20 protein-coding genes are annotated in these 24,822 nt (G+C 61.2%); 6 read left to right on the forward strand and 14 right to left on the reverse strand.

From position 1 onward, the window contains the following. Nucleotides 1–183: 183 nt before the first annotated feature. From I2G40_RS05895 to I2G40_RS05940, 10 genes are all read right to left on the reverse strand, one after another. Complete coding sequence (locus I2G40_RS05895; RefSeq protein WP_195544469.1) at nucleotides 184–1,125, reverse strand: transketolase family protein; 942 nt, start codon at nucleotides 1,123–1,125, stop codon at nucleotides 184–186. A 1-nt stretch (nucleotide 1,126) separates the two neighbouring features. Then, nucleotides 1,127–1,957, reverse strand: coding sequence for a transketolase (locus I2G40_RS05900; RefSeq protein WP_117769458.1), 831 nt, complete (start codon nucleotides 1,955–1,957; stop codon nucleotides 1,127–1,129). Nucleotides 1,958–2,164: 207 nt separating this feature from the next. Beyond that, nucleotides 2,165–3,055: a YitT family protein gene (locus I2G40_RS05905; protein ID WP_006235307.1), complete on the reverse strand. Its 891-nt coding sequence runs from the start codon at nucleotides 3,053–3,055 to the stop codon at nucleotides 2,165–2,167. Nucleotides 3,056–3,220: 165 nt separating this feature from the next. Then, complete coding sequence (gene prfB, locus I2G40_RS05910) at nucleotides 3,221–4,369, reverse strand: peptide chain release factor 2 (protein WP_195544470.1); 1,149 nt, start codon at nucleotides 4,367–4,369, stop codon at nucleotides 3,221–3,223. Next, nucleotides 4,369–7,176 (reverse strand): preprotein translocase subunit SecA, encoded by a 2,808-nt coding sequence (gene secA / locus I2G40_RS05915; RefSeq protein ID WP_195544471.1) that lies wholly within the window; start codon nucleotides 7,174–7,176, stop codon nucleotides 4,369–4,371. The genes prfB and secA overlap by 1 nt, the downstream gene beginning before the upstream one ends. Nucleotides 7,177–7,483: 307 nt before the next feature. After that, on the reverse strand, nucleotides 7,484–7,909 hold the full coding sequence (gene rpmE / locus I2G40_RS05920; RefSeq protein ID WP_006235303.1) for a 50S ribosomal protein L31: 426 nt from the start codon (nucleotides 7,907–7,909) through the stop codon (nucleotides 7,484–7,486). A 366-nt stretch (nucleotides 7,910–8,275) separates the two neighbouring features. After that, entirely contained in the window at nucleotides 8,276–8,620 is a 345-nt protein-coding gene (locus I2G40_RS05925) for a hypothetical protein (protein ID WP_006235302.1), read from the reverse strand. A gap of 1 nt (nucleotide 8,621) precedes the next feature. Then, nucleotides 8,622–10,310 carry an ABC transporter ATP-binding protein gene (locus I2G40_RS05930; protein WP_195544472.1) on the reverse strand — a complete coding sequence of 563 codons (1,689 nt, stop codon included), beginning with the start codon at nucleotides 10,308–10,310 and terminating at the stop codon, nucleotides 8,622–8,624. 279 nt (nucleotides 10,311–10,589) lie between these two features. Continuing rightward, the gene (locus I2G40_RS05935; RefSeq protein WP_117769450.1) at nucleotides 10,590–11,330 is read right to left on the reverse strand and encodes an ABC transporter ATP-binding protein; all 741 of its coding nucleotides are present in this window, start codon (nucleotides 11,328–11,330) and stop codon (nucleotides 10,590–10,592) included. A gap of 5 nt (nucleotides 11,331–11,335) precedes the next feature. Then, nucleotides 11,336–13,558, reverse strand: coding sequence for a hypothetical protein (locus I2G40_RS05940; protein WP_195544473.1), 2,223 nt, complete (start codon nucleotides 13,556–13,558; stop codon nucleotides 11,336–11,338). A gap of 135 nt (nucleotides 13,559–13,693) precedes the next feature. Between I2G40_RS05940 and I2G40_RS05945 the strand changes: the two genes are divergently transcribed. From I2G40_RS05945 to I2G40_RS05970, 6 genes are all read left to right on the forward strand, one after another. Next, complete coding sequence (locus I2G40_RS05945; RefSeq protein ID WP_006235293.1) at nucleotides 13,694–14,206, forward strand: DUF2975 domain-containing protein; 513 nt, start codon at nucleotides 13,694–13,696, stop codon at nucleotides 14,204–14,206. 9 nt (nucleotides 14,207–14,215) lie between these two features. Further along, on the forward strand, nucleotides 14,216–14,467 hold the full coding sequence (locus tag I2G40_RS05950) for a helix-turn-helix domain-containing protein (protein WP_006235292.1): 252 nt from the start codon (nucleotides 14,216–14,218) through the stop codon (nucleotides 14,465–14,467). A gap of 18 nt (nucleotides 14,468–14,485) precedes the next feature. Continuing rightward, on the forward strand, nucleotides 14,486–15,193 hold the full coding sequence (locus I2G40_RS05955) for a site-specific integrase (RefSeq protein ID WP_267489501.1): 708 nt from the start codon (nucleotides 14,486–14,488) through the stop codon (nucleotides 15,191–15,193). A 396-nt stretch (nucleotides 15,194–15,589) separates the two neighbouring features. Continuing rightward, entirely contained in the window at nucleotides 15,590–15,877 is a 288-nt protein-coding gene (locus I2G40_RS05960) for an ACT domain-containing protein (RefSeq protein WP_006235289.1), read from the forward strand. A gap of 77 nt (nucleotides 15,878–15,954) precedes the next feature. After that, on the forward strand, nucleotides 15,955–17,373 hold the full coding sequence (locus I2G40_RS05965) for a citrate synthase (RefSeq protein WP_195544475.1): 1,419 nt from the start codon (nucleotides 15,955–15,957) through the stop codon (nucleotides 17,371–17,373). Nucleotides 17,374–17,460: 87 nt separating this feature from the next. Then, on the forward strand, nucleotides 17,461–18,303 hold the full coding sequence (locus I2G40_RS05970; protein WP_195544476.1) for a Cof-type HAD-IIB family hydrolase: 843 nt from the start codon (nucleotides 17,461–17,463) through the stop codon (nucleotides 18,301–18,303). A gap of 77 nt (nucleotides 18,304–18,380) precedes the next feature. Here I2G40_RS05970 and I2G40_RS05975 read toward each other — a convergent pair whose 3' ends face one another. The 4 genes from I2G40_RS05975 to I2G40_RS05990 form a co-directional block, all read right to left on the reverse strand. Continuing rightward, nucleotides 18,381–19,175: a Cof-type HAD-IIB family hydrolase gene (locus I2G40_RS05975; protein ID WP_195544477.1), complete on the reverse strand. Its 795-nt coding sequence runs from the start codon at nucleotides 19,173–19,175 to the stop codon at nucleotides 18,381–18,383. 198 nt (nucleotides 19,176–19,373) lie between these two features. Beyond that, the gene (locus I2G40_RS05980; protein WP_195544478.1) at nucleotides 19,374–21,194 is read right to left on the reverse strand and encodes an adenine deaminase; all 1,821 of its coding nucleotides are present in this window, start codon (nucleotides 21,192–21,194) and stop codon (nucleotides 19,374–19,376) included. A gap of 274 nt (nucleotides 21,195–21,468) precedes the next feature. After that, entirely contained in the window at nucleotides 21,469–22,680 is a 1,212-nt protein-coding gene (tyrS, locus tag I2G40_RS05985) for a tyrosine--tRNA ligase (RefSeq protein WP_195544479.1), read from the reverse strand. A 96-nt stretch (nucleotides 22,681–22,776) separates the two neighbouring features. After that, nucleotides 22,777–24,735 (reverse strand): U32 family peptidase, encoded by a 1,959-nt coding sequence (locus I2G40_RS05990; RefSeq protein ID WP_195544480.1) that lies wholly within the window; start codon nucleotides 24,733–24,735, stop codon nucleotides 22,777–22,779. Nucleotides 24,736–24,822: the final 87 nt, after the last annotated feature.

Genomic DNA, 24,822 nt, shown 5'->3' on the forward strand with positions numbered 1-24,822 from the left:
TAAAGCCGTTTGTCTCCACCCGCGTAGCGGGTGGTTTAAAGCTGGCCGCTGCGCGGCCAGCGGACTAAAGTCTTGAAACTGAAACAGGGGCGCCCTCCAAGAGAGCGCCCCTGCCGGGTTTCCATAGTACTGGCGAAGCAGTTTTATAGTTCTGGCGAAGCAGTCCTTGAGATCCACCTTGCCTTATGCCAAGAACTCCTTGGTGGTCGCCACGATATTGGCGGCGTCCAGGCCGTACTTGCGCAGGAGCTCGGCGCCCGGGCCGGACTCGCCGAACGTGTCGTTGACGCCGATCTTCTTGAGCGGCGTCGGGCACTGCTCGCACAGGACGTCGGCAACGGCACTGCCCAGGCCACCGATCACGGAGTGCTCCTCGACGGTCACGACGTGGCCGGTCTTGGTAGCGCTCTTGACGACCAGATCGGCGTCGATGGGCTTGATGGTGTGCATGTTGATGACCTCGGCGTCGATGCCCTCGGCAGCGAGCTGCCCGGCGGCCTCAAGGGCCTCGCCGACCATCAGACCGCAGGCAATGATGGTAACGTCGGCGCCCTCGCGCATGACGATGCCGCGGCCCAACTCGAACTTGTAGGTCTCGGGGTCGTTGATGACCGGCGAGGCCAGACGGGCAAAGCGCATGTAGACGGGGCCGTCGCACTCGTAGGCGGCGCGCGTCACGGCGCGAGCCTCGACGTCATCGGCGGGAACGATGACGGTCATGCCGGGAATGACGCGCATAAGGGCGATATCCTCGCAGCACTGGTGCGTGGCACCGTCCTCGCCCACCGAGATACCGGCGTGCGTGGCGCCAATCTTGACGTTGAGGTGCGGATAACCGATGGAATTACGGACCTGCTCAAAAGCGCGGCCGGCGGCAAACATGGCAAAGGTGCTCGCGAAGGCAACGCGACCGGTGGTTGCGATACCGGCGGCAACACCCATCAGGTTGCTCTCGGCAATGCCCACATCGAAGAAGCGGTCGGGGCAGGCAGCCTTAAACTTGCCGGTCTGCGTGGCGGCGGCCAGGTCGGCGTCGAGGACCACAAAGTCATCGTGCTCGTTGGCGAGCTCGACGAGGGCCTCGCCGTAGCTTACGCGCGTGGCGATTTTCTTGACATCTGCCATCCTAGAGCTCCTCTCCGGCGGCCGTGAGCTCTGCCATGGCCTGCTCAAACTGTTCATCGTTGGGGGCCTTACCGTGCCAACCCACCTGGTTCTCCATAAAGGAGACGCCCTTGCCCTTTGTGGTCTCGGCGATAATGGCGGTAGGCTGACCCTTGGTGGCGCGGGCCTCGGCAAAGGCGGCGCGGATCTGGTCAAAGTCGTTGCCGTCGGCGAGCTCCACCACATGGAACTTGAAGGCGCGGAACTTGTCTGCCAGCGGCATGGGGTCGTTGACCTCCTCGACGGGGCCGTCGATCTGCAGGCCGTTGTGGTCGACGATCACGCAGAGGTTGTCGAGCTGCTGGTTGCCGGCAAACATGGCGGCCTCCCAGACCTGGCCCTCCTCGCTCTCGCCATCGCCCAGCAGGGCGTACGTGCGGTAAGTATCGCCCCAGTGCTTGGCGGCAACGGCCATGCCCACAGCGGTGGAGATGCCCTGGCCGAGCGAGCCGGTGGACATGTCGACGCCCGGGGTGTCGTTCATGTTGGGGTGACCCTGCAGGTGGCTGCCGATATGGCGCAGCGTCTCGAGGTCCTCCTTGGGGAAGAACCCACGCTCGGCGAGCACGGCGTACAGGCCCGGAGCGCAATGGCCCTTGGAGAGCACAAAGCGGTCGCGATCGGCCTTGCGGGGATTAGCTGGGTCGACGTTCATTTCCTCAAAGTACAGATAGGTCATGATGTCGGCGGCGCCGAGCGAACCGCCCGGATGGCCGGACTTGGCAGCGTGCACGCCGGTGACGATGCCCTTCCTTACCTCGTTGGCAACCTTTTTGAGCTCTTCGTCGCTCATTGTGCCTTCCTTTCATCCTCTTAAGACAAGATGCGCACGGCACCGAAGGTAATCCCAACACAGCCGCAATGCACGTACGTCATTCATTATGCTGGAAACTGGAAGCTTTACCAGAGTATTTATCATTATTTGAACAATTGAGCAGGCAGAACCGCTGATGAAACGGTTTATCAATGTGAACGTCTTTTGGATGGAACGCAGTCGACCCTACGCGCTAATGTCCTTGAATCCCTCGCCGAAGGCTTCCGTAACGTCAGCGACCGTCACAATGGCGTGAGGATCGCGCTCGCGCACGATCGTCTTGAGGGTATTGAGCTCTCGACGGCTCACGATGACCATAATCACCGGCTTCTCGGCACCCGAATACATGCCAGTCGCCTTAAACTTGGTACAACCACGACCCAGGCCATACATGATATCGGCAGCGATATCAGGGAACTTGTCCGAGATGATGAGTACCATACGGCGTTTGTTGCCACCATCGACCACGGCATCGATCACGTAGCCGCTAATGACCATCGAAAGGCCTGCATATAGTGCGTTTTCGATTGAAAAGACCGGAGCCGACAGCGCGCATACGGCAACATCGATCGCCATGACGGTCGAGCCCACCGGCAGCGAGGTGTTACGCGAGATGATTTGGCCAATCGTGTCCGAGCCGCCGGTGTTGGCGCCGGCGCGCAACACCATGCCGTAACCGATGCCCGTAATAATGCCGCCCCACATGGCAGGGAGCATCAGGTCCGCATCCGCCAGAGGTGCTACAAACGGGGCGAACAGATCGGTAAAGAAGCCCAGCAGCACAAAGCCCGTCGCGGTCTGCACCACGTAGAACATGCCACCCTCGCGCATAACGACCAACAACAGCAAGGCGTTCATCACGATGGTCTGGATACCGACGGGAAGCGACACGCCTCGCGCCGCGCCGACAGCCTGGATAATAGTCGCAAGGCCCGTAACGCCACCGGCGGCAAGACCGTTGGGAATCAAAAACAAGTCGGTCGCGATGGCGGCCAAGGCACACCCCAACATGATCTGGGGCAGGTCGTGAAAGAAGTTCATCGAAAGAATGCGCTTGATGTCCAGACGATATGCCATGCTGCCTCCCTCAAAAAAGCGCACCCAAACGGATGCGCTTTGAACTTCTTGCTGTATTCGATTCTACCGATTCGCCGAACAAAAACCACCCCTGCGCAGGGTTTGTTCTGGATACAAACCCGTCCAACCGTTAGGCTTGGCATCGGCTTGAAGCCGCCCGATGTTTTAGACCTCCGAGCCTTCTGCATCGGCGTTGCCGGTCGCCCAGCGATGGTAGCCAATAACAAACGGGTCCAGGTCGCCATCGTCAAGAACTGCCTCGACATTGCTGGTCTCCACGCCCGTGCGTAGGTCCTTAACCATCTGATACGGGTAGAGCACGTAGCTGCGAATCTGGTTGCCAAAGCCGATCGTGGTCTTGGGTCCACGAATCTCATCCAGGGCCTCGGCGCGCTTCTCGAGCTCAATCTCGTACAGGCGAGCCTTGAGGATCTGCATGCACGCGGCCTTGTTCTGGATCTGGCTGCGCTCGTTTTGGCAGGTGACCACAATGCCGCTGGGGAAATGCGTCACGCGCACGGCGGAGTCGGTGGTGTTGACGCCCTGACCGCCCGGGCCGCTCGCGTGGTACACGTCCACGCGGATGTCATCAGGACTGATCTCGATGTCGATATCATCGGGTAGCACGGGGATGACCTCGACGCCGGCAAACGTGGTCTGGCGGCGTTTCTTGTCGTCGGTGGGGCTAATGCGAACCAAGCGGTGGACGCCGGCCTCGGCGCGCAGCATGCCAAATGCGTCCTTGCCCTCGACGGTAAAGGTCGCGCGGTCGATGCCGATGACCTCGGCTGCGGGACAGTCGTTGATGGTGACCTTCCAGCCGCGACGCTGGCAGTACTTCATGTACATCTTAAAGAGCATGAAGGTCCAGTCCTGGGCCTCCAGACCACCCTGTCCGGGCTTGATGGTCACAATGGCATCGCCGCGATCGAACTCACCGGTAAACCAGCTCGAAAGCTCAAGCTCATCGATGGCCCGGGCCAGGCGCTCAGCCGTGGCTGTAGCCTCCTCGCGAAGGGCGACGGCGTCGGGGTCATCCCCCATCTCCTCGGCAAGCTCCAGCGCGGCGCGGGCATCGGAAAGCTCGCCGCGCGCGGTGTCCACGGCAGCGATATCTTCCTTGGTACGCGCGATCTCCTCCATGGTGGCACGGGCGGCGTCGGCGTCATCCCAAAAGCCAGGGGCAACACTTTTGGCCTCGAGCTCGGTCACGCGCGTGCGCTTTTCGTCCAGGTGGAGATACGACTCGACCTCGCCGAGCCGGTCCGCGAACGCGTCCAGCTCGGCGGGCGTTACCTCTAAAGCCTCAGCCATTAACGATTCCTGCCGTGGCAGTACTTAAACTTCTTGCCGCTACCGCAGGGGCACGGGTCGTTGCGGCCCACGTTAACGTACGGATCGTCGCTCTCGGACTTGCGATAGGTGGTCACCTTGCCACCGTTGTTGACGGCAGCCGGACCACCCTGGACAGCCGTGCGGGCCTGCACCTGCGCCTGCTTGCGCAGCACCGAGTCGCCGTTGTCACCATCGACCTCGGCAGGACCGGAGAAGCGCGCACCCTCGAGCGCGGGCTCCTCCTTGTGCTCCACGGCACGCGGGGCAGCCTTGATCTCGATGCGCAGAACCGTGCGCAGGTAATCCTCATACATGGTATCGACGAGTATCTGGAACGCGCCGTAGGCCTCGGTCTTGTACTCAACCAGCGGGTCGCGCTGGCCAAAGCCGCGCAGGCCGATGCCGGTCTTGAGGTAGTCCATCTCCTGCAGGTAGTTCATCCAGCGGGTATCGATGACGCGCAGCATGACCTGGGTGTTGAGCTCGCGCATCAGGTCCTCGCCCAAGCGCTCGGCCTTCATGTTGTAGCACTTCTCTACGTAAGCCAGGACATCGGCAGCCAGGGCCTCAAAATCCTCGTCGGGGAACTTCGGCGTATCGATGTGACCGGTGAGCTCCACAACCCACTTGCGCAGGCCCTCCAGGTCGCGCTCACCATCGTGGCTGTCCTTGGTGCAGAACTCCTGCACGCAACGGTAGACGGTATCGTGCATGACCTCGGTGATGTGGTCGGTCAGGTCCTTGCCGTCCAGAATCTTATTGCGCTCGGCGTAGATGACCTGGCGCTGCTTGTTCATAACGTCGTCGTACTCAAGGACGCTCTTACGCATGGAGAAGTTGATGCTCTCGACCTTGTGCTGGGCGCTCTCGACGGCCTTGGAGATGATCTTATGCTGGATGGGCATGTCGTCACCCATGTCGGCCGTGACCATCATCTTGGAGACGCGGTCCATCTTGTCGCCGCCGAACAGGCGCATGAGGTCGTCCTCGAGCGACAGGTAGAACTGGGTCTCGCCCGGATCGCCCTGACGACCGGAGCGGCCGCGCAGCTGGTTGTCGATACGGCGGGACTCATGGCGCTCGGTGCCGATAACGGTCAGGCCGCCGGCGGCAAGCACGCGCTCGCGCTCGGCCTTGCAAGTCTCCTTGGCCTCGGCGTTAAACTGCTCGAGCTGCTCGGGCGTCACGTCCTCCATGGTCAGGCCCTCGTACTCCAGGCGCTCGCGCACCAGTTCGTCGGGGTTGCCGCCCAGCAGGATGTCGGTACCACGACCGGCCATGTTGGTGGCGATGGTCACGGCGCCGTAGCGTCCGGCCTGGGCCACGATGTGGGCCTCGCGTTCATGGTGCTTGGCGTTGAGGACCTCGTGTGCGATGCCGCGCTTGGTAAGGGCGGCGGACAGCTTCTCGGAGCTTTCGATGGAGACGGTGCCCACCAGGACCGGCTGGCCCTTGGCGTGACGACGCTCAACGTCGTCGGCGACGGCGTTGTACTTAGCCTGAATGGTGCGGTACACCAGGTCCTCGTGGTCCACGCGCTGCACGGGCTTGTTGGAGGGGATGACCTCGACAGGCAGCTTGTAGATCTCGCGGAACTCGGCATCCTCGGTAAGTGCCGTGCCGGTCATGCCGGAAAGCTTGTCATACAGACGGAAGTAGTTCTGCAGGGTGATGGTGGCGAGTGTCTGGTTCTCCTCGCGTACGAGCACACCCTCTTTGGCCTCGATGGCCTGGTGCAGGCCCTCAGAATAGCGGCGGCCCTCCATGATGCGGCCGGTGAACTCGTCGACGATCTTGACCTCGCCGTTGGTGACCACGTACTGCTTATCGCGGTGGAACATGTACTGGGCCTTCAGCGCCTGCTGCAGGTGGTTGACCAGCTGGCCCGAAAGGTCGGCGTAGATGTCCTCGATGCCCAGACGGCGCTCGATCTTCTTAAGACCGCGCTCGGTGGCGGCGATAGTGTGCTTGGCCTCGTCCATGACGTAGTCGCCCGTGGGCTCGACGTCCTCGGTGGCGGTGAGCATGTCGTGCGACACGTCCTCGCCGCGCTCAAGGCCACGCACGGCACGCGCGAAGTCCTTGTAGGTGCTGGCGGACTTGGTGCCGGCGCCCGAGATGATGAGCGGGGTACGCGCCTCGTCGATCAGGATGGAGTCAACCTCGTCGACGATGGCGTAGTTGTGGCCGCGCTGCACACGCTGCTCGGGGCGGGTAACCATGTTATCGCGCAGGTAATCGAAACCGAACTCGGAGTTGGTGCCGTACGTGACGTCGGCCTGGTAGGCCGGACGCTTGAGCTCGAGCGGCATGTTGTTCTGGAGCAGACCGACGGTCATGCCCAGGTACTTGTAGATGCGGCCCATCCACTCGGAATCGCGCTTTGCCAGGTAATCGTTGACGGTAACGACATGCACGCCCTTGCCGGCGATAGCGTTGAGGTAGCCGGCCAAGGTGGAGACGAGCGTCTTGCCCTCGCCGGTCTTCATCTCGGCGATGTGGCCCTCGTGCAGCGCCATGGCGCCAATGAGCTGCACGTCAAAGTGGCGCATACCCATGGTGCGCTTGGAAGCCTCGCGCACGGTGGCAAAGGCCTCGGGAAGCATGTCGTCGAGCGACTCGCCGTTGGCGTAACGCTCGCGGAACTTATCGGTCTGGGCGCGGAGTTCCTCCTCGGTCATCTTCTCAAACTGGGGCTCAAGACCGTTGATCTGGTCGACGATCTTGTAGTAGCGCTTAAGGTCCTTATCGGATCCAAAGGACAGCAGCTTTGACATGAATCCCATGTGGTTTTCCTTTTTGGCCATCGCCCACGCCGTGCAGCTGCGGGCGAGTTAAACACAGATGATTGTACTTTAGCCAAACAAGGCGCGGCCTATACGGTCGAGCTCGACCGCCACGTAATAACTACGACCAACCTGCCACAATGGGACAGGTTAATTTTGGAGGGTTTATCTGGGCAAACGCCGCCTCTCCGCCATTTGATGCCATGGGGACAGGTTAGTTTGCACTAATCAAAAAGAAAAGGGCCGTGCACCCAAATGGATGCACGGCCCTCATGCCCTGAATGCGAGTGATTCCGCGGCGAGCTATTTACTCAGCAGCCTCGGTGGTCTCGGCCTCGGCAGCGGCCTCCTCGACGGGAGCCTCTGCGGGAGCCTCAGCAGCCTGCTTGGCAGCCTCCTCGGCGAACTTAGCGGCACGCTTAGCCTTCTCGGCAGCCTTAGCCTCAGCGGCGGCCTTGCGAGCGGCCTCGGCCTCAGCAGCCTTGGCGGCCTTGGCGGCCTTGGCCTCCTCGGCCTTCTTGAGCTGGGCGGCAGCGGCGCCACCGAACTTGTCGGCGAAGCGCTGGACGCGTCCACCGGTGTCGACGAACTTCTGCTGGCCGGTGTAGAACGGGTGGCACTCGTTGCAAAGCTCGACCTTCATCTCGGACACGGTAGCGTGCGTCTTGAAGGTGTTGCCGCAGGAGCACGTCACCGTGCACTCGACATACTGGGGATGGATACCCTGCTTCATGGTAGGACTCCTTATTGGTCAGGCGCTGGTTACCGATCAGCGCATAAGGCGTCTTGGTTTCCGACCAAGACAACAAACTCAGCTATGGTACCACGGCGCCGCGTGTCCCACAAAAGGTTCACGGTCTTTTCGGAACGACACGAATCTGACCCATCGAAACACATCTCCACCGTTCCTTCAACTGGGAAAATGCCGTCCCCGGGGCCTGAGAAGGGCCCCGGGGACGTTCGACTGACTGCGGGAACGGCCTTTCCGCTCAATGTGTTCGGCTGAGATCGGAAATCAACCAAACTGAACTAGGTTCAGTTGACATGGTTAAAAACGGGGGCGACGCTTTTGCGTCGCCCCTCGTCACAGCCGGTTGCTTTAGTTGTACACACGGTAGTTACACTTGAACTGGGTTATGTGTCCATAGTTGGAGCGGTACCAACCCGACGTATAGCTGATTGCCTCTGCGCCTAGATAGTCGTAGCCCTTGTTGTAGCGAAGCTGACGGTAGGTCGTGTCGTACTCTGCTACGTAAAACGTGTCTCCAGAGAAGGCTTTGTACCGGTCCTTAACCGTCGAAGCCATGTACGCGGGTTCGACATCGCCTTTCTCTCCGTTGAGCGCATAGACGGGTGCCGCGATTCCGCATAAAGCCGTTGCCACGAGGATGGCGTAGACAGCCATGCGCGACGCATTGGACTTCAGCTGTTCAAATAGTTTCATGTCATTCACCTCCCTCGTATGTATCGAGGTATTCCTGCTTGAGCGTCTGCGAGGACGACTTGATCTTTTCCACGAGCGTGCCGGCTTCGATGAAGTAGAACGAGTTGGTAAGGTCTGCCAGGTCGTCGAGTAGATGGCTTGAAATGAGCACGCTGCGTCCCCGCGCCACTTCGCTGCGCATCGCGTCGCAGGAGGTTTTCCGTTTTCCCGGATCGAGGCCGTTCAGCGGTTCATCGAGGATAAGGTACGGGCAACCGGTCGATATCGCCATGGCAAGCTTTACCTGCTGCTTCATTCCTGTCGAGAGTTTACGGGTCGGCTTGTCGAGATATGAGGAGATTCCGAGGGAGCTGCAGAGCGAGTCGATGTCGGTGGCCGATTTCCACGCCTCCCTAACGAAAGCAAGGTGCTCGAGGGCTGATAGCGTGGGGTAAAGATCCGTGCCGCCTGAAGAGCTCAGGTAGACGAGTTCTGCAAATTCGGCTGATTGACGTTGGCTGATTCCGTCTGCCACCAGGCTTCCCGAGTGGATACGGGTGGGAAATTGGCCCGACAGCGCTTCAAGAAGGGTGGTTTTCCCCGAGCCGTTGGGAGCAACGAGGCCCGCCGCCGTTCCCGGGCTCAGGAAAAGCGATCCGATTGAAAGTACCGTCGTACTCCCGTATCCCACGCTCGCGTCCAGAAGCTCGAGCCCATGGTGCTTTTTAGCGGGTCCAGCCTGTTTGGGCGAACGTGCCGCAACGGCGCCGACCGCAAAAAGGACCGCGACGTATGCCAGGGCCACGGCAAGCATCGATGCTCTGCCTGAACCGGAGCCAATGAATTCCGTCGGGAAGCATCCCACGTAACCCGTTGCCTCGATAGGCGAGAACACGGCCAGCGGCAGGAGATTGAGCGCGGCGTTATGCCCCAGTGCCGAATCGGACAGTAACGGGAATGCCGGGGCCGCGACAAGCAGCGCGGAGGCAAGGGGGCCCGCGAGGACGCGCCTCGTTGCGGTCGATAGGACGACGGAGCAAACGGATATCAAGGTTCCGCCCGCAAGCAGCGCGAGAAGCAGGGTCGTGAAGACGTCTCCCGCGGTCGTGGTGGCAAGCGCGCCGTCATGGAAGAAGGCGATCGGGTACCCAATTTGCCCGAAGCCGTTTAGGGCCAAGGCGTAAATGCCCCCGGGTGCGAGGCCGGCGAGGAGCATCGCGGTCCCCGCGGCGATTATCGAAAACACGATCTGGATAAGGCGCCGGAATTTGGGCGCGGGCGCCTTTGCCGCCAGGGTCCCGGGCCTTGTGGCGCCGAGCACGAGTATCGACGAGAGAAGGAAGGGGATGAAGGGAAGGAAAGACGGCGCCGTGGCAATGGCGTAAGGCAGGAAGGAAAGGAATGGCAGGTCGCTTGCGGAGGCCGGGATATCCGCGATGCCGGAGCTGCTCAGAGCGCGGCAATACGCGAGGTCTGCGTCATTGGTCTCCTGGTCCCCCACGATGGACCCGGATTGGAAGCCCTCGTCCATGAGCGCGTAGTAGCTCTCGGCAGAATCGAGAAAGGCGGCGTCGGTTTGAGCGGCGAGGGCGGCGTTCGCGTACCTTGCGAGCTCCGCGTCAGCTTGCTGCTCTGGCGATAGGTCCATGCCGTCGGCCTGGGGCGCGCGCGTATTGAATGCGTCGACAAAGCTCTGCATGCCCTGCTTCATAAAGAAGGGCCCGTAGATGGGTGAATTGAACGCAATGGGGATGGAGAAGGCTGCAGCGAGAACGAGCGTAGAGATCCATACGGCCCTGTCTCTTAGGATTAGTTTGAGAAGAAGTCGACAGTACATTTGGAAGCACCTACGTTCCTCAAAGAATTGTTAGATTAAAAGTAACAGACCGGATGAAGATGCGTGCGACGGGGGCGAGGCGAATGGCTGAACGGTATCGATACGCGGGTTCAACGGTATTATATTGACCACATAGATTTTTAACTTGCATTTCTACCCGCCCTTTTCGTAGAGTCGCCGATACGTGCTTAGCGCACCCTCGGCGCGTCCGGCAGGCTTTGCGAAATGGGATCCAGGAGACTTCGGCGCAGCATCATCTTGCGGAATGCTTCTAATGAGCCTCCCATCCTTCAAAAACAGAATCTCATCGCACAGCCTATCGACCGAATCCAAGATGTGGGATGACATGATGATGCACGTACCAGAATCGGCCAGCTTCCTGAGAATCTCGGAATGCAAGTCCACCCTGCTGGGGTCGAGCGCGTTCATGGGCTCATCTAATAGAAGGTACCGCGCGCCCGTCGCATACGCAATCGCCAGGGTAAGCTGCTGCTTCATGCCCTGGCTCAGAGTGCGGATCCTCATCTTCGCGAACTCGCCTATCTGCGTTTGTTCCACTATCTCTTCGATATCGCGAGCATGCGGCCACATATCGCAAACCATCTTGAGGTGATCTTCCGCACGCAATCCGGGATACAGCAGCGTCCCCTCACCAGGTGCATAGAAGATCATAGAACGGACCTCTCTCGCACCCGTACCCTGCACCTCATCCAGAACGATGCTCCCGTCCACGCGAGGACCCGGCAAACCTGCCATCGCACGCAGCAACGTCGTCTTTCCATGCCCGTTCGGAGCGACGAGACCGTAGACCGTACCCGGGGCAAACTCAGCGTTCACCGAATCTACGAGCACCTTCTTTCCATAAGAGATCGTCAGCGTTTGAAGGTCAATCATCGAGATCATCCCCTTTCGATCTTTGGAACACTCAGGCGCACCATCAACGGAGATACGGCGCCCAAGACCACCAGCAGAGCGCCCGATGCGCCGACGACCTCTCCAAAAGGCATCGCGTTCGTCCCTCGCCCAAGGAACCCAATCGTCCCCACCTGGGAAGCGGGATCAAACGAGGCGAATGGAGCCAGCAGCGCGACGCCCATGCCCACGCTTTCAACATGAGCGCTCAACGAACCCAACACCAAGAGAACCGCGCAAACCATTCCGGTGACAACGGGGTTGCGGCTAATCGCTGCTGTCAACGCAGCGACGACGGAAATCACGCCGTATGCCATGACCAGCAACGGAATACTGCACAACACCGCCTCCCCCACCATGGACGTTGTCGAAGCTCCCGCCCGAATGAGAGCGACGGGATACTCCGATCCACCCGCACCGTTCTTAATCACGGACACAACGACAGCGGGAACCATCGACACCAAAAGCAGCACCAAGCCAAGCAGGAGAGCCAGCGCAACAGCCGTCAGAAAACGCACATGCGCTGTTGCGGGGATCTGGAGAACCAGAAGGGAACGACACTGCAGGTGGGTGCACGCGAGCGATGTGACAACCACGGGCAACAGCAAAAATAAGGAGGGAAGCGCTGCCTGGAGATACGAAAGGAGGATTAATGGGGGCATCTTCGTACTTAACTCGTAAACCTTGGGGTCCGGCAAGCTCGCGATCGACTCAAGCAGAAGGGCGCGCGCCTCCGCACGAGAAGGAGTCTCCGGCTCGATTCCGATCGATTGCAGGAGAGTCGCATCTGCCGCGCCCAGCTCACCTCGAGCGCGCTCGTACGTCGCAAGGCTTCGAAACCCCTCCGCAGGCATAGGCGCGTACACGAAACCCGAAAGAGCATCCCGCATGTCTTCCAGGGCCGCTTTGCCCTCGACGTCCATATTCGCAGCGTTCTGCTCTAGATACCGATCTATTGAACGGAGCTCCCCATCCCTATACCGAACAGCGGAAACGTTATCAGCGTCAGGAAACATCTCGACCAGAGCCGGGGCCAGCATCGTCGTCGACATTGCAATCGCGCATACGGCGAGGGTAGGAGAACGCAGGAGCAGTTTCCCCATCGTTCTTACGTATGCAACGGCGGAGGCACAAGCGCTCGAACGAGTTGCCGTTCTCGATGCAGTGAAGGAACCTCTCTCAAGACAAATCGGGGATATCGGGCACGCGCAGCCGCTCTTTCCAGCAACGCAAAGCAGGCTAATTGCCAGCACCTCGATCCCGATTGCGCATACGAGGGCAATCGCGCCACGCTCGAAGCAAAGTCCAGGCAGATTCACTATCTGCGTTGTCGGGTACGGGCTATAGGCGCCGACGGTCAACTCAGTGTTCGCATGCGTAAGGGGATTCAACAGGGCGAACTCACGTAAAGCGATGGATCTTCCGTAATACCCGGGAACCATCGTCACCCCCATCAGGGCACATACGAACACGATTCCAAGCGTAGGGTTATTGGCAATCTTCACGGCAAGGTGAACGACAAGCGAGATGAACGCTGCCACCAAGAATTGCAAGATGGCCGTCTGCGCGAACACCAGCCAAGCCGGTTTGATAACCGGAGTCGCATATTGAATGTAGCCTATCGGATAGAACGGCGAGCCCGGGCCATTCTTCACAAGCGCGGCGATTATCCCTGGAAGATTGATGGCGAGTACGGCAAGCATTGCAAAAACACTCGCCCATACGCTCGATGCAACAAGTCTACCCAGCTCGCCCATCGGTGCCTGGATGATGAGCTTTTCACGTTTGTTAAGACGCGCGGCAAGGAACGAGACGGCAACGGCCGTTGCGACCCATAGCAAGTACTCCTTCGATCCGTCATAATAGGTGTACTCTCCATCCGATATCTGCAGAAACGGAAGTAGGGGAGAGAGCGGTGCCAAGATAAGACGTCCCGCGGCAAGAGGGTACAGAAGCGCGGGCATGCTTGATGAAGAGGTATAGACACCGTCCTCCCCCGCATTCACAAGCGCATCCGCATAGGATGCTGACAATTCCTGCTCAACACGGGTTATTCCCGACTCGAGGTATTCGACCCGTCCGTCGATGCCAGCCGCGCTCCTGAAGACGGGCAGAGCACAAAGAACCATCAACGCAACAACGACAACACAGAGCGACCTGGAGGAGAGAAGCGACCTAAAGATCGCCTTCGAGATTTTGAGCATATTCATCGCCAACCTTAACCTCATCCAGTCGGAACAGAGGGGCCGAACAAAATGCTCGGCCCTTATTACTTGCCGGCAAAGTCAATTTAACATAAACTGTTAAAAAGTAACCTGAGTTTTTTAAATTCTTCGGAGGTTATTATGAGTTCCGACAATCGCACTCCCCGGCTTCATTCCTTCCGCATCGCATGTGCGATAGCCTCTGCGACCCTTTGCGCCACCGCCATCGCACAAGTGGCGTTCTCCTTAAAGCCAGCAATCGAAGTGCTCGACAACCCTGTAATTGCAGACTCCCCCGCGTATCCAGCCCTTGCGATCTCGACATTGGTCCCTGCCGTCATCGGTATCGCTACGACCATCCTCAGCGCCGTTCTCGTGTGGACGATCAAGAGCGGAGACCCCTTCAAGAAAGGGTCTGCGACATGCTTGAAGGTGCTCGGCATTCTCTTCGTTGTTCAAGCTGCCACCAGCCTCTACGCCGGCTCACTCAAAACCTCCGTTTCGATGTTTGGCGGCGAGGGGGCCGTCGGCGCCCAAGAGATCGCTTCATCATTCGATTGGACCTCTCTGGTTCTCGGCATCGTCCTGTTCATGCTTTCCCAGCTCTTCTTGTACGCCCGAGAGCTGTACCTCGACTCCGACGAGATTGCGTAAGGAAACGCCATGCCCGTAATTGTTCGCCTCGACAAGATCATGGCCGAGCGAAAGATTTCCTCGAACGAACTTGCCGAAAGGATTGGAACCACGCCCGTGAACCTGTCCCGTATTAAAAAAGGGCATATTCGCGGCATTCGCTTCAACACACTCGAGCAGCTATGCCTCGCCCTTCGTTGCCAACCCGGAGACCTTCTCGAAGTCATGAGCGAAGAGGATGCCCGAAAGGAGTTCGGACTCGATTGGTCCGCCGAGGATTAGAGGGCGGTCGTACTCGCCCTGCACACGGGGATGCGAATCGGCGAGGTCTGCGGCCTTCGGTGGTGCGATGTGGATTTCGAGACGGGCCTGATCTCGATCAGACACTCGGTGGCGTACGCGAAGGGAATGGGTTCGTTCATCAAGGACACCAAGACCCATGACGCCAGGGGTATCCCCATCGACCCGGTCGGCCTACTCCCCTTCCTGAAGGAGACCCACGAGATCGACTGCGGAAAGCTGCGCTTGCGCGGCCTTACCGGGGCGGTCGAGATCGGGGACTGCTACATCCTGTCGGAGCCGGGCGCGACCTTCGCGACGACAAGCTATATCCGCAGGGCGTTCAAGACGTTCTCGGAGACCAACGGCCTCATGGGCACCAACGACGAGCTGATCACGTTCCACGGCCTTCGCCACACGTTCGCAACGCAGTGGATCCGCCAAGGCGGCGATATCAAGGCGCTCCAATCGATCCTCGGCCACAAGGACGCCATCGCGACGCTCAACGTCTACGCCGACATCGAGCCCATCTCCAAAATCCATAACATGCTGCGCGCCACGCCGTGCCTTTGGCGCGGGCACCTCGGGCCGAGGGTCGATCCGGGTCCCATGTTCCAACAGAGGATCCAGGAGTCCATCGAGACGCTCCAGGCGTTCGGCTACGGCATCACCGAGCCGGACGACCGAAATATCGCCATACGCGACGTGAAGACGAACAGTTGGCTCTAGCTCACCGAGTACGCGGCAGTGCTGGGCCCATCCCAACTGAGGTCACGGTGGTCCGATAGGGGCGCCGCCCGCGGCATGCGCCGCGGAGCGGTATCCCCTACCGAAGGGCGGGGATGCCCTCCGCTTCCAGTTCGGAATCAGCCGTCGGAGGCGTTCGGCTGACTGCGGGAACGGCCTGTCCGCTCAATGTGTTCGGCTGAGATCGGAAATCAACCCAACACGAGCCGGACATGCGCCAGACGGCTCTTCCCCGTACGGCCTTCCCCCTTACGCTCATGTTGCAGGCATGTAACGCCGCAGCGAGCGCGCCTTTTTTGCGCCAGACAGGTACAATGATAAACACTGTACCGTAGCGGAGCGCCCCGCGCGCGCCGCAACCACGCGAAAGGGTTTCCCATGGCCGAGATCTCGTCCTCCCGTATCGTCATCACCGTCCTTGGCAAGAACCGCCCCGGCATCGTCGCCGGCGTCACCCGTGTCCTGGGCGAGGCCAACGTCGACATCCGCGACATCACGCAGTCCATTATCGAGGACATCTTCACCATGACCATGCTGGCCGACACCGCCGAGTCCAAGCTCGACTTCGCCGAGCTGCAGAAGGCCCTGGCCGAGGCCGGTGAGCTTTCGGGCGTCAACGTGTCCATCCAGCGCGAGGACGTCTTCAACTTTATGTACCGCCTGTAGCGAACAAGCCGCTCGGGGCAGCTTGACGTCATATCGTCCAAGCGCGCGGCCCCAAAGCGGACCGGAGAGGAGCGCGCATGGCCTACGACGCCAAGAAAATCTACTACCGCTTCGACGATCACCTGAGCCGCCTGGTTCTGGATTACGAGGCGAGCCGTCAGATTTCGCCCGAAAGCGAAAACCTCTACCACGGCCTGCCGACCGCCCCGTACGACGAGGACCTGTTCGTAGAGCACAACGTCAAGCGCGGCCTGCGCAATGCCGACGGCTCGGGCGTGGTCGCGGGCCTTACCCGCATCTCGGACGTGCACGGCTACAACAAGGTCGACGGCAAAGTCGTGCCCGATCAGGGCAAGCTCACGCTTCGTGGCTACAGCATCGAGGATCTGGTCAACAACGCCCAGGCCGAGAACCGCTACGGCTACGAAGAGGTCGCCTATCTGCTCATCACGGGCTCGCTGCCCACCAAAGAGGAACTCGACGGTTTTTGCGGACGCCTGGGTGCTTTTAGGCACCTGAGCGACGAATACGTCCGTGAGTTCCCCATGACCACGGTGTCGTCGAGCATCATGAATGTGCTTCAGCGCGCCGTGCTGCTGCTCTACGCCTTCGACGCCGAGCCCGACGCCATTACACCCGAACACGAAATCGACGTCGCCATCTCCATGCTCGCCCGTCTCCCCCGCATCGCCGCCTTCGCGCATATGGCCTCGGTCGCCAAGCGCCGCGGCTCCGAGGTTCATGTGCCGCACCCCACACCCGGCCTCTCCACCGCTGAGACCATCCTACAGGTGTTGCGCGGCGGCATGGCATTCACCCGCGACGAGGCCATGCTGCTCGACGTGATGCTTATGCTGCATGCCGAGCACGGCGGCGGCAATAACTCCACGTTCGCCTGCCGCGTGCTGTCCTCCTCGGCCACCGACCCGTATTCCGCCTACGCCGCAGCTATCGGCTCGCTCAAGGGCCCGCGCCACGGCGGCGCCAACGCCAAGGTCGTGTCCATGCACGAGGACATCCGTGCGCATGTCTCCAATTGGGAGGACGAGGACGAGGTCGCAGCCTACCTGAGCAAGATCCTCGACAAGCAGGCCTTCGACGGCACGGGCCTCATCTACGGCATGGGCCACGCCGTCTACACGCTGAGCGACCCGCGTGCCGAGGTCTGCCGCCGTTACGCGCGCACGCTTGCCGCCAAGAAGGACCTGGGCGAGGAGTTCGCGCTCATCGAGCGCATCGAGCGCCTGGCACCGCAGGTGATGCGCGACCACGGCATGACCAAGCCCATCTGTGCCAACATCGACCTGTACACGGGCTTTATCTACAAGATGCTCGGCGTACCCGAGACGCTTTTTACGCCGCTATTCGCCGTCGCCCGCATGGCCGGCTGGTCGGCACACCGCATGGAAGAGCTCTTCTGCGCGCACCGCATTATTCGCCCCGCGTATCGCCCGGTTATCGAGCCGCTGGAGTACAAGCCGCTCGCCGATCGCTAGGACGCGGACCGTTATAGAACCCGAGCGTGGCCAGGGCATCATCGCCCTCGGCCACGCTTTTTATGCCAGCAGAAAGGGCTACATCAAATGATTGTGTTTTTCGATATGGATGGAACGCTGTTGACGAGCGATAAGCAGATGAGCGATGCCACCTGGGCGATGCTCGACGAGCTCGCTCGACGCGGGATTGAATTTGTGCCCTGCACGGGACGTCCGCTGTCGGGCATCTTTGAGCCCATCCTCGCCCATACCGCCGTGCACTATGCCGTTTGCGCCAATGGCGCCAGCGTCTGGCAGCTCGACGACGATGTGCCCACCGACGCCTCGCGCGCCACGTGCATCTTGAGCCGTCCGCTCGATTGCGGCATTGCCCATCGCATCCATCGCATCGCCGCCGGCCACGATGTGACCTTCGATATCTTCGCGGATGGGCAGTGCTTCCTCCCCCGCTCGCTCTACACGCGCCTGGACGAATTCTGCGGCGGCGACCCCCACATCGCGGCTTCGCTCAAGCGCACACGAACACCGATCGACATGGATATCGACAGCAAGATCGACGAGGTCGAGACGCTCGAACGCATCGCCATGTACTGGCACGACCCGGCCGATCGCGACGCCATCGCGGCGGAGCTCGACACGCTCGGAGGCATTGAGGTCACACGTTCGTACGCCATGAATATCGAGGTCATGGGCGGGGGCGCCACCAAGGGAACGGCCCTCACGTGGCTATGCGAGCACTTGGGCGAGCGTCTCGCCGACGCCTGGGCGTTCGGCGACAACATCAACGACATCCCCATGCTGCAGGCAGCGGGCCATGGCATGGCCATGATCAACGCCGAGACCGAAGACCGCGAGGCCGCCGACGCCATCACCGAATACGACAACGACCACGACGGCGTCGCCCGCACCATCATGGCCGCCCTCGCCTAGCAGCAGCAACCCGGCAGGGTAGCTAATTTGGGGACACTCTTCGCGGGGCGCCGCAAGGACTGTCCCCATCCGCCGAATTAGGCGAGACTCTCCAGCACGCGACGGAGCTCCTGCTGGACGGCGTGGTCGCGGTTGCACCCCACCACGCGATCGGCGACTGCCTTGAGCGCGGGGCGCGCGTTTTCCATCGCGCAGCCCGTGCCGACAAAGCGAATGATCTCGTAGTCGTTCATCGAGTCGCCAAACGCCATGACCTCGTCGCGTTCGACGCCATAGTGCTCCATGAGCTGTGCGATGCCCGAGGCCTTCGACACACCGGGTTGCATGGCATCGATCCACGCGTTGCCCGAAGGCGCAAAAGTAAAGAGCTGACCGAGTTCGCGCTGTAGTACGTAAGCGCTGTCCATAACGGCACCGTCATCGCAAAAGATACTCGCCTTGATGATATTTACGCTGGGATCGGGCAGCTCCCAAATGCGCTCGGCATTGGGAAGGTCCTTATCGACCTCACGCACGAACTTGCACTCGTCATCGAGCAAGAAGGACTTGGTTCGGTCAAAAAGTACAAGATGCAGATTGGGAAACGTCGCGACGGCCTGGGCGAGCCTTCGAATCGCCAGGTGCGAATACACCTCGCGGTCTACCATCTTACCGTCGGCGTAGACCTGGGCGCCGTTAGCGGCGACAAAGTCCATCTTGTCGCGAACAGGTGCAAAGAACTCGCACAGGCGGTCGTAACGACGGCCTGACGATGCGGCGAAATGCACGCCATGCTCGTGTAGCGCCAGAATCAGTTCGTAGGTCTCGGGAGGCACCTGGCCGTTTTCGTCAAGCAACGTGCCGTCCATATCGGATGCAATCAGTTTAAACATAGAAAAGCTCCCTTCGGGCTTGATGGAATCGGACGTATATCCAATTCCAACGTACCCAAAGGGAGCTCAAATAAGACTCTGCGGGCGTAAACGTTACAAGGACCTAGCAAATAGCTCACACATGCCAGAGGTCTCACGGTCGCGGCGTCAGGCGACACGCCACCCCGACGACTAGTCGTTTAAGAACGTCCCCGATGACTAGTCGGCGTAGGTGAAGGTCGTGACGTCGAACATGCCCTCGGGGCGGATGCGGAGCGTCGGGATCACCGGCAGGGGCAGGAAAATGATGCCCATGATGGGGTCGAGCGGCGGCTCGATGCCCATGGCACGCGCCTTGACCATAAAGTCGTCGTGCTGCGCGGCGACATCCTCGGCCGTGCCCTCGCTCATCAGGCCACCGAGCGCCAGCGGAATGCGCGCCACGACCTCGCCGTTGCGCACCAGCACGTGACCGCCCTGGCCCACGGCATCAACGGCGGCCATCATATCGGCGGCGTTGTCGCCCACGACGCACACGTTGTGCGAGTCGTGTCCGATCGTCGAGGCGATGGCACCACCCGTGATGGTAAAGCCGCGCACCCAGCCGCGGCCGATATGCTTGCCAACGAGTCCCAGGCCAGCGGGGCCGTCACCGTCGGCGCCCTCGGCCTGCAGCGACACGCCGCGGCCGTGGCGCTCGATCAGCATAATACGGCGCAGGCCCTCGGCGCTCTCGGGACGAACCATGCCCGTGATGGCCTTGCCCGGCACCACGTCAATCACGGCCTCGCCCGGCTTAAAGGCATAGTCGAATACGTCGAGCGAAAGCTTCGGCAGCTTAACGGAGGCGCGCAGCTCATCGGCAAGGGCCGCAACCTCGGCCATCTCGGGTGCGATCTCGCCCACAAAGGTGCCGTCCTGCGCCACCAGGGCACCGGCGGCATATACACGATGCGGAGCCGTGGCAAACGTCAGGTCATTGAGCACCAGCAGGTCGGCACGCTTGCCCGGGGCAATCGCACCGCGGAGCTCGTGCGGGTCGCGGCAGCCGTGATCCAGGCCAAACGCCTCGGCCGTGGAGAGGGACGCCATAGAGATAGCGACCACGGGGTCGATACCGGCCTCAATCGCCACGCGGCAGGCATTGTCGATCATGCCGGTTGCAAGCGCATCGGAAGGAGCGCGGTCGTCAGTCGCAAAGCAGCAGCGGCGGGCGCGCGCGGGATTCTCCAGCAGCATCGGCGACAGGTTGGCCAGATCATGGCTGCACGTACCCTCGCGCAGCATCACGTACATGCCGCGAGACAGCTTGTCGAGCGCCTCCTCGGGAATCGTCGACTCGTGGTCGGCAATAATACCCGCCGCGGCATAGGCATTGAGGTCCTTGCCGGCAACGAGCGGCGCATGGCCGTCGACCTGCTTGGACGGCGTCTGGTTGGCAGCATCGATGCGAGCGCAGGTCTCGGGATCGGCCATAAAGACGCCCGGCAGGTTCATCATCTCGCCCAGGCCAAAAACGTCGCCCGGATGCTCGGCAAAAAACGCCTGCATGTCAGCAGCGGTAATCACAGCGCCCGCTTGCTCATCGGGCAGCGCGGGCACGCATGAGGGCATCATGTACTTGATGGAAATGGGCGCGCGGCGACCGTCCTCGATCATAAAGCGCAGGCCGTCGAGCCCCGCCACGTTGGCGATCTCGTGGCTGTCGGCAATGGCGGTGGTGGTACCGCGCGTCGCCGCCATGCGCGCATACTCGGCGGGACGGATGTTCGAGGACTCAATGTGCAGATGTCCGTCGATAAAGCCGGGGGCGAGATAGCGGCCCTGGCAGTCAATGACCTCGGCAGCCTCGTAGGTGCCGGCGGCATCGTCGCGACCATCGTAGAGCACGCCGACGATCACACCGTCCTTGACGGCAACGCTGCCGGGCGCCACACGCTGGCCATACACGTCGACAATCTGCGCATTGATAAACAGCGTGTCGACGGGCACGCGGCCCTCGGCGGCCTCGATCACAGACCTCATGACCTCAACGGACATACATACTCCTTTAACCGTAGAAAAAAGCTGCGGAGCGGACAGACCTTCACCGCAGCAGACCAATAGCCATTGTATGCCCAAACGATGGGTCAACAATACGCCTCTCCGCTTAACGGCACACGCCACTTGGTGCAATGAGGAGAGGTTGCTTTGCACCAATGACAAGGAGTGTCCCAAAGTGCCGGCACAAAAGGAACGTCCCCAAGTGCCAAAAAAGGCCGCAGTCGGGATTCCCGGCTGCGGCCTTATTGCACTTGTGAGGTCAACTCGCTCGTTAGACCAACTTGAAGCCCTTGCGCTTGCCCACGGAGAGGGTGTCGCCCAGCTTGAGGGCGCTGGGATCGATGTTATAGCTCTTGGGAGCCACCGCCTTGCCGTTGATCTTGACGCCGCCACCGTCAATGTCGCGACGGGCCTGGCCGGCGCTCGCCGAAAGGCCCAGGTCCTTAAGCAGGCCGGCGAGGTAGATCTGGCCCTCGTCGTTGACGGTCAGCTCAACGTGCTTCTCGGGGAAGTCGGCAAGCTGGCCCTCCTTGAACACGCGGTCGAACTCGGCCTGAGCCTCGTCGCCGGCACCGACGCCGTGGTAGGTGTCGCACAGGTCGCGACCCAGAGCGCGCTTGAGCTCGTAGGGGTCGGCAGAACCATCGGCCAGGGCAGCGTCGATCTTGTCGACCTCGGCCGGGGTGAGCGAGCTCGCCAGGCGGTAGTACTTGCCGATCATCTCATCGGGGATGGACATGGTCTTGCCGAACATATCCTTGGGAGCGTCGGTCAGGCCGATGTAGTTGCCGTATGACTTGGACATCTTGCGCACGCCGTCGGTACCCTCGAGCAGCGGCATGGTGAGCGCGATCTGCGGCTCCATGCCCATCTTCTCCATGAGCTCACGGCCAGCGAGCAGGTTGAAGAGCTGATCGGTGCCGCCCATCTCCACGTCGGCCTTGATCTGCACGGAGTCGAAAGCCTGCATCACGGGATACAGGAACTCATGCAGGGCGATCGGCGTCTGAGACTGGTAGCGCTTGGTAAAGTCGTCGCGCTCAAGAATGCGGGCGACGGTGAACTTGGAGCACACCTGCAGCAGGCCGGCCAGGTCCATCGAAAGGATCCAGTCGCCGTTGTGCACGATGGTGGTCTTCTCGGGATCCAGGATCTTCATGGCCTGGCTCACGTAGGTCTCGGCATTGGCCTCAATCTGCTCCTGCGAAAGCTGCGGACGGGTGGAATTCTTGCCCGAAGGGTCGCCGATCAGCGCGGTGCCGTTGCCGATGATGAGGGTGACGTTGTGGCCCAGGTCCTGGAACTGACGCATCTTGCGCAGGGGCACGGCGTGGCCCAGGTGCAGGTCGGGGCTGGTGGGATCGACGCCGAGCTTGATGTTGAGGGGCTCGCCCTTCTCAAGCTTCTTGCGAAGGTCGGCCTCGGGAACGATCTGCGCGGCGCCCGAGGTGATGATACGCATTTGCTCGTCAACAGACAGCATTGGGTATCCTCCTTTTTCTATAGCACCCTCGCCGAAAACGGCGGTGCTGGAAGTCCATAAACTCTCTTATGATAACAAACTGACGCGACGCGGCACCTACGACAGGAAAATCCTCGTCCTGCCGCATGCGTCAATGGCAACTGGCAGACGTGTACCGTCACGCTCGACCAGATAGCGTACCTGCCGACGACGCAAGCAGTCGCGGCAACGAACCTGTCCCGTCGCATCGGTGGCGCAGACGCCCTCGGCGGTCAGCAGGCAGTGCTCGCACACCATAAGCTCGGGACGGTCGGCGTCGACCGGACCCAAGACGCCGGGTTCAGCAGCCAGCTCGGCAATACGCTCCGCATCATTGCCGAGCAACTCGGCCGGCAAGTACACCCGCCCCGCACCGAATCCGCGCAGCCAGGTAAGCGTGGCCCGATTCGCGCAGAACACCGGCGCCGCCACGTCAAACGTCACGCCCAGCTCGCGAGCGATCGCCACCTGCCCCAGGTTGCGGCAGACGATGCGCCCGGCACGCTGCATCAGTGAGCGGGTCCAGTCAGCGTCACTCGCGCGGCACACCTCGTCAAGCACCACAACGGCGTCGGACAAATCGAGTTCTCCGCGCGGGTCGGCATCCATCAGCTGCCAAGCAAAAACCATGCGAGTGGGAACCGCGCACTCCACCAACTCCGTCGATGCACCGCCATCCACCGCAACGCCCTCAAAGGGCAGCACTTCAACGGCACGCTCAACGGGCGCAATCGCATCCGCCTCGGCCCGCATGCGCTCCAACACCGCCGCCGTCTGATCCAACACGCCGGCGCTGCGAATCAGGTACACCTCGCAGCCCGTGTCAACCTTACGCTTGCAATGCACGACGACGCGCTCCCCCGCTGCGGCATCCACCGGACAGGGCACCTGCGGCCAGCGCTTGGGCACATCGGGACGCGCGTCGGCACCCGGATAAAACCGGATCTCGAGCGTGTCACCCGCCGCCACGGCGGCGTCGAGCTCAACGGTCACCTCTTCGTGGCCCACAGCGACCAAGCGCCCCACGCGCACGCCCTGGTTAATCGCACGCTCAAAGCTCATCAGCTCGGCACCCGAACGCCCTCGCAGGTACGCATCGGTAAACCCACGGTTAAACGACCTTCCCAGCTCGCGCTCAAGCTCTTCCACGGCACCGGGGTCCCACGCGCCGTCGTACAGCATATCGAGTGCCCGGCGCCACACCCGCACCACGTTGAATACGTAATCGGGGTTCTTCATGCGCCCCTCGATCTTGAGCGACGCCACGCCGGCATCTACAAGCTCGGGCAGATGTGCAATACCCAGATAGTCGCGCGGGCACAGCAGGCGATCTCCCTCGACGGCGACAACGCTCTGCCCCGCCTCGTCCACCAGGTCGTACGCCAGACGGCACAGCTGCGTGCAGTCGCCGCGCATCGCCGAGCGCCCACGCCGCAGGGCCGAGAACTCGCACGCCCCCGAATAGCCGATGCAAATCGCACCGTGGCAGAATACCTCGATGGGCACGCCCGTGGCACATAGCGCCGCAATCTCGTCGACCGTCAGCTCGCGTGCCGTCGTCACGCGCTCGACCCCCAGCTCATCGGCGGCAAGTCGCACGGCGCCTTCGCTATGAACGCCCGCCTGCGTGGACAGGTGAATCTCGACCCCGGGAATCGCCGCGCGCAGCGCGCAGGCCAGCCCGGCATCGGCGACAATCAGAGCATCGGCGCCCAGCTCCAGTGCATGAGCTCCCAACGCCACCGCGTCGGACAACTCATCGTCAAACACGAACACGTTGAGCGTCACGTACACACGCACGCCATGGGCATGCGCCACGGCGCAGCCGCGCGCAAACTCGTCGTCGGTAAAACCGTGCGCACTCACACGGGCGTTAAAGCCGCCCAACCCCGCATAGATGGCATCGGCGCCCGCGGCGATGGCCGCAAACATCTGGTCGAGCCCGCCCGCCGGCGCCAGCAGCTCGGGCAGCGCCGCACCGGCAGCATCCAATCCAGTCTTGTGTTGTCCGCTCGGCCCCATCGCCCGAATCGCCATCGGCAAACTCCTTACCAAGGTATGCATTCACTCTGAAAAATGCCGTCTTCCAGCATACACGAGGCCTCGCGCGCCCCGTTTGGTTTA

It is taken from the genome of Collinsella aerofaciens (assembly GCF_015558785.1).
Lineage (GTDB): Bacteria > Actinomycetota > Coriobacteriia > Coriobacteriales > Coriobacteriaceae > Collinsella > Collinsella aerofaciens_P.

Coding starts and splice junctions, on each gene's coding strand:
- I2G40_RS05895 (WP_195544469.1), bottom strand. CDS start 1,125: ATGGCAGATGTCAAGAAAATCGCCACGCGCGTAAGCTACGGCGAGGCC.
- I2G40_RS05900 (WP_117769458.1), bottom strand. CDS start 1,957: ATGAGCGACGAAGAGCTCAAAAAGGTTGCCAACGAGGTAAGGAAGGGC.
- I2G40_RS05905 (WP_006235307.1), bottom strand. CDS start 3,055: ATGGCATATCGTCTGGACATCAAGCGCATTCTTTCGATGAACTTCTTT.
- prfB (WP_195544470.1), bottom strand. CDS start 4,369: ATGGCTGAGGCTTTAGAGGTAACGCCCGCCGAGCTGGACGCGTTCGCG.
- secA (WP_195544471.1), bottom strand. CDS start 7,176: ATGGGATTCATGTCAAAGCTGCTGTCCTTTGGATCCGATAAGGACCTT.
- rpmE (WP_006235303.1), bottom strand. CDS start 7,909: ATGAAGCAGGGTATCCATCCCCAGTATGTCGAGTGCACGGTGACGTGC.
- I2G40_RS05925 (WP_006235302.1), bottom strand. CDS start 8,620: ATGAAACTATTTGAACAGCTGAAGTCCAATGCGTCGCGCATGGCTGTC.
- I2G40_RS05930 (WP_195544472.1), bottom strand. CDS start 10,310: ATGAAGCAGGGCATGCAGAGCTTTGTCGACGCATTCAATACGCGCGCG.
- I2G40_RS05935 (WP_117769450.1), bottom strand. CDS start 11,330: ATGATTGACCTTCAAACGCTGACGATCTCTTATGGAAAGAAGGTGCTC.
- I2G40_RS05940 (WP_195544473.1), bottom strand. CDS start 13,558: ATGAATATGCTCAAAATCTCGAAGGCGATCTTTAGGTCGCTTCTCTCC.
- I2G40_RS05945 (WP_006235293.1), top strand. CDS start 13,694: ATGAGTTCCGACAATCGCACTCCCCGGCTTCATTCCTTCCGCATCGCA.
- I2G40_RS05950 (WP_006235292.1), top strand. CDS start 14,216: ATGCCCGTAATTGTTCGCCTCGACAAGATCATGGCCGAGCGAAAGATT.
- I2G40_RS05960 (WP_006235289.1), top strand. CDS start 15,590: ATGGCCGAGATCTCGTCCTCCCGTATCGTCATCACCGTCCTTGGCAAG.
- I2G40_RS05965 (WP_195544475.1), top strand. CDS start 15,955: ATGGCCTACGACGCCAAGAAAATCTACTACCGCTTCGACGATCACCTG.
- I2G40_RS05970 (WP_195544476.1), top strand. CDS start 17,461: ATGATTGTGTTTTTCGATATGGATGGAACGCTGTTGACGAGCGATAAG.
- I2G40_RS05975 (WP_195544477.1), bottom strand. CDS start 19,175: ATGTTTAAACTGATTGCATCCGATATGGACGGCACGTTGCTTGACGAA.
- I2G40_RS05980 (WP_195544478.1), bottom strand. CDS start 21,194: ATGTCCGTTGAGGTCATGAGGTCTGTGATCGAGGCCGCCGAGGGCCGC.
- tyrS (WP_195544479.1), bottom strand. CDS start 22,680: ATGCTGTCTGTTGACGAGCAAATGCGTATCATCACCTCGGGCGCCGCG.
- I2G40_RS05990 (WP_195544480.1), bottom strand. CDS start 24,735: ATGGCGATTCGGGCGATGGGGCCGAGCGGACAACACAAGACTGGATTG.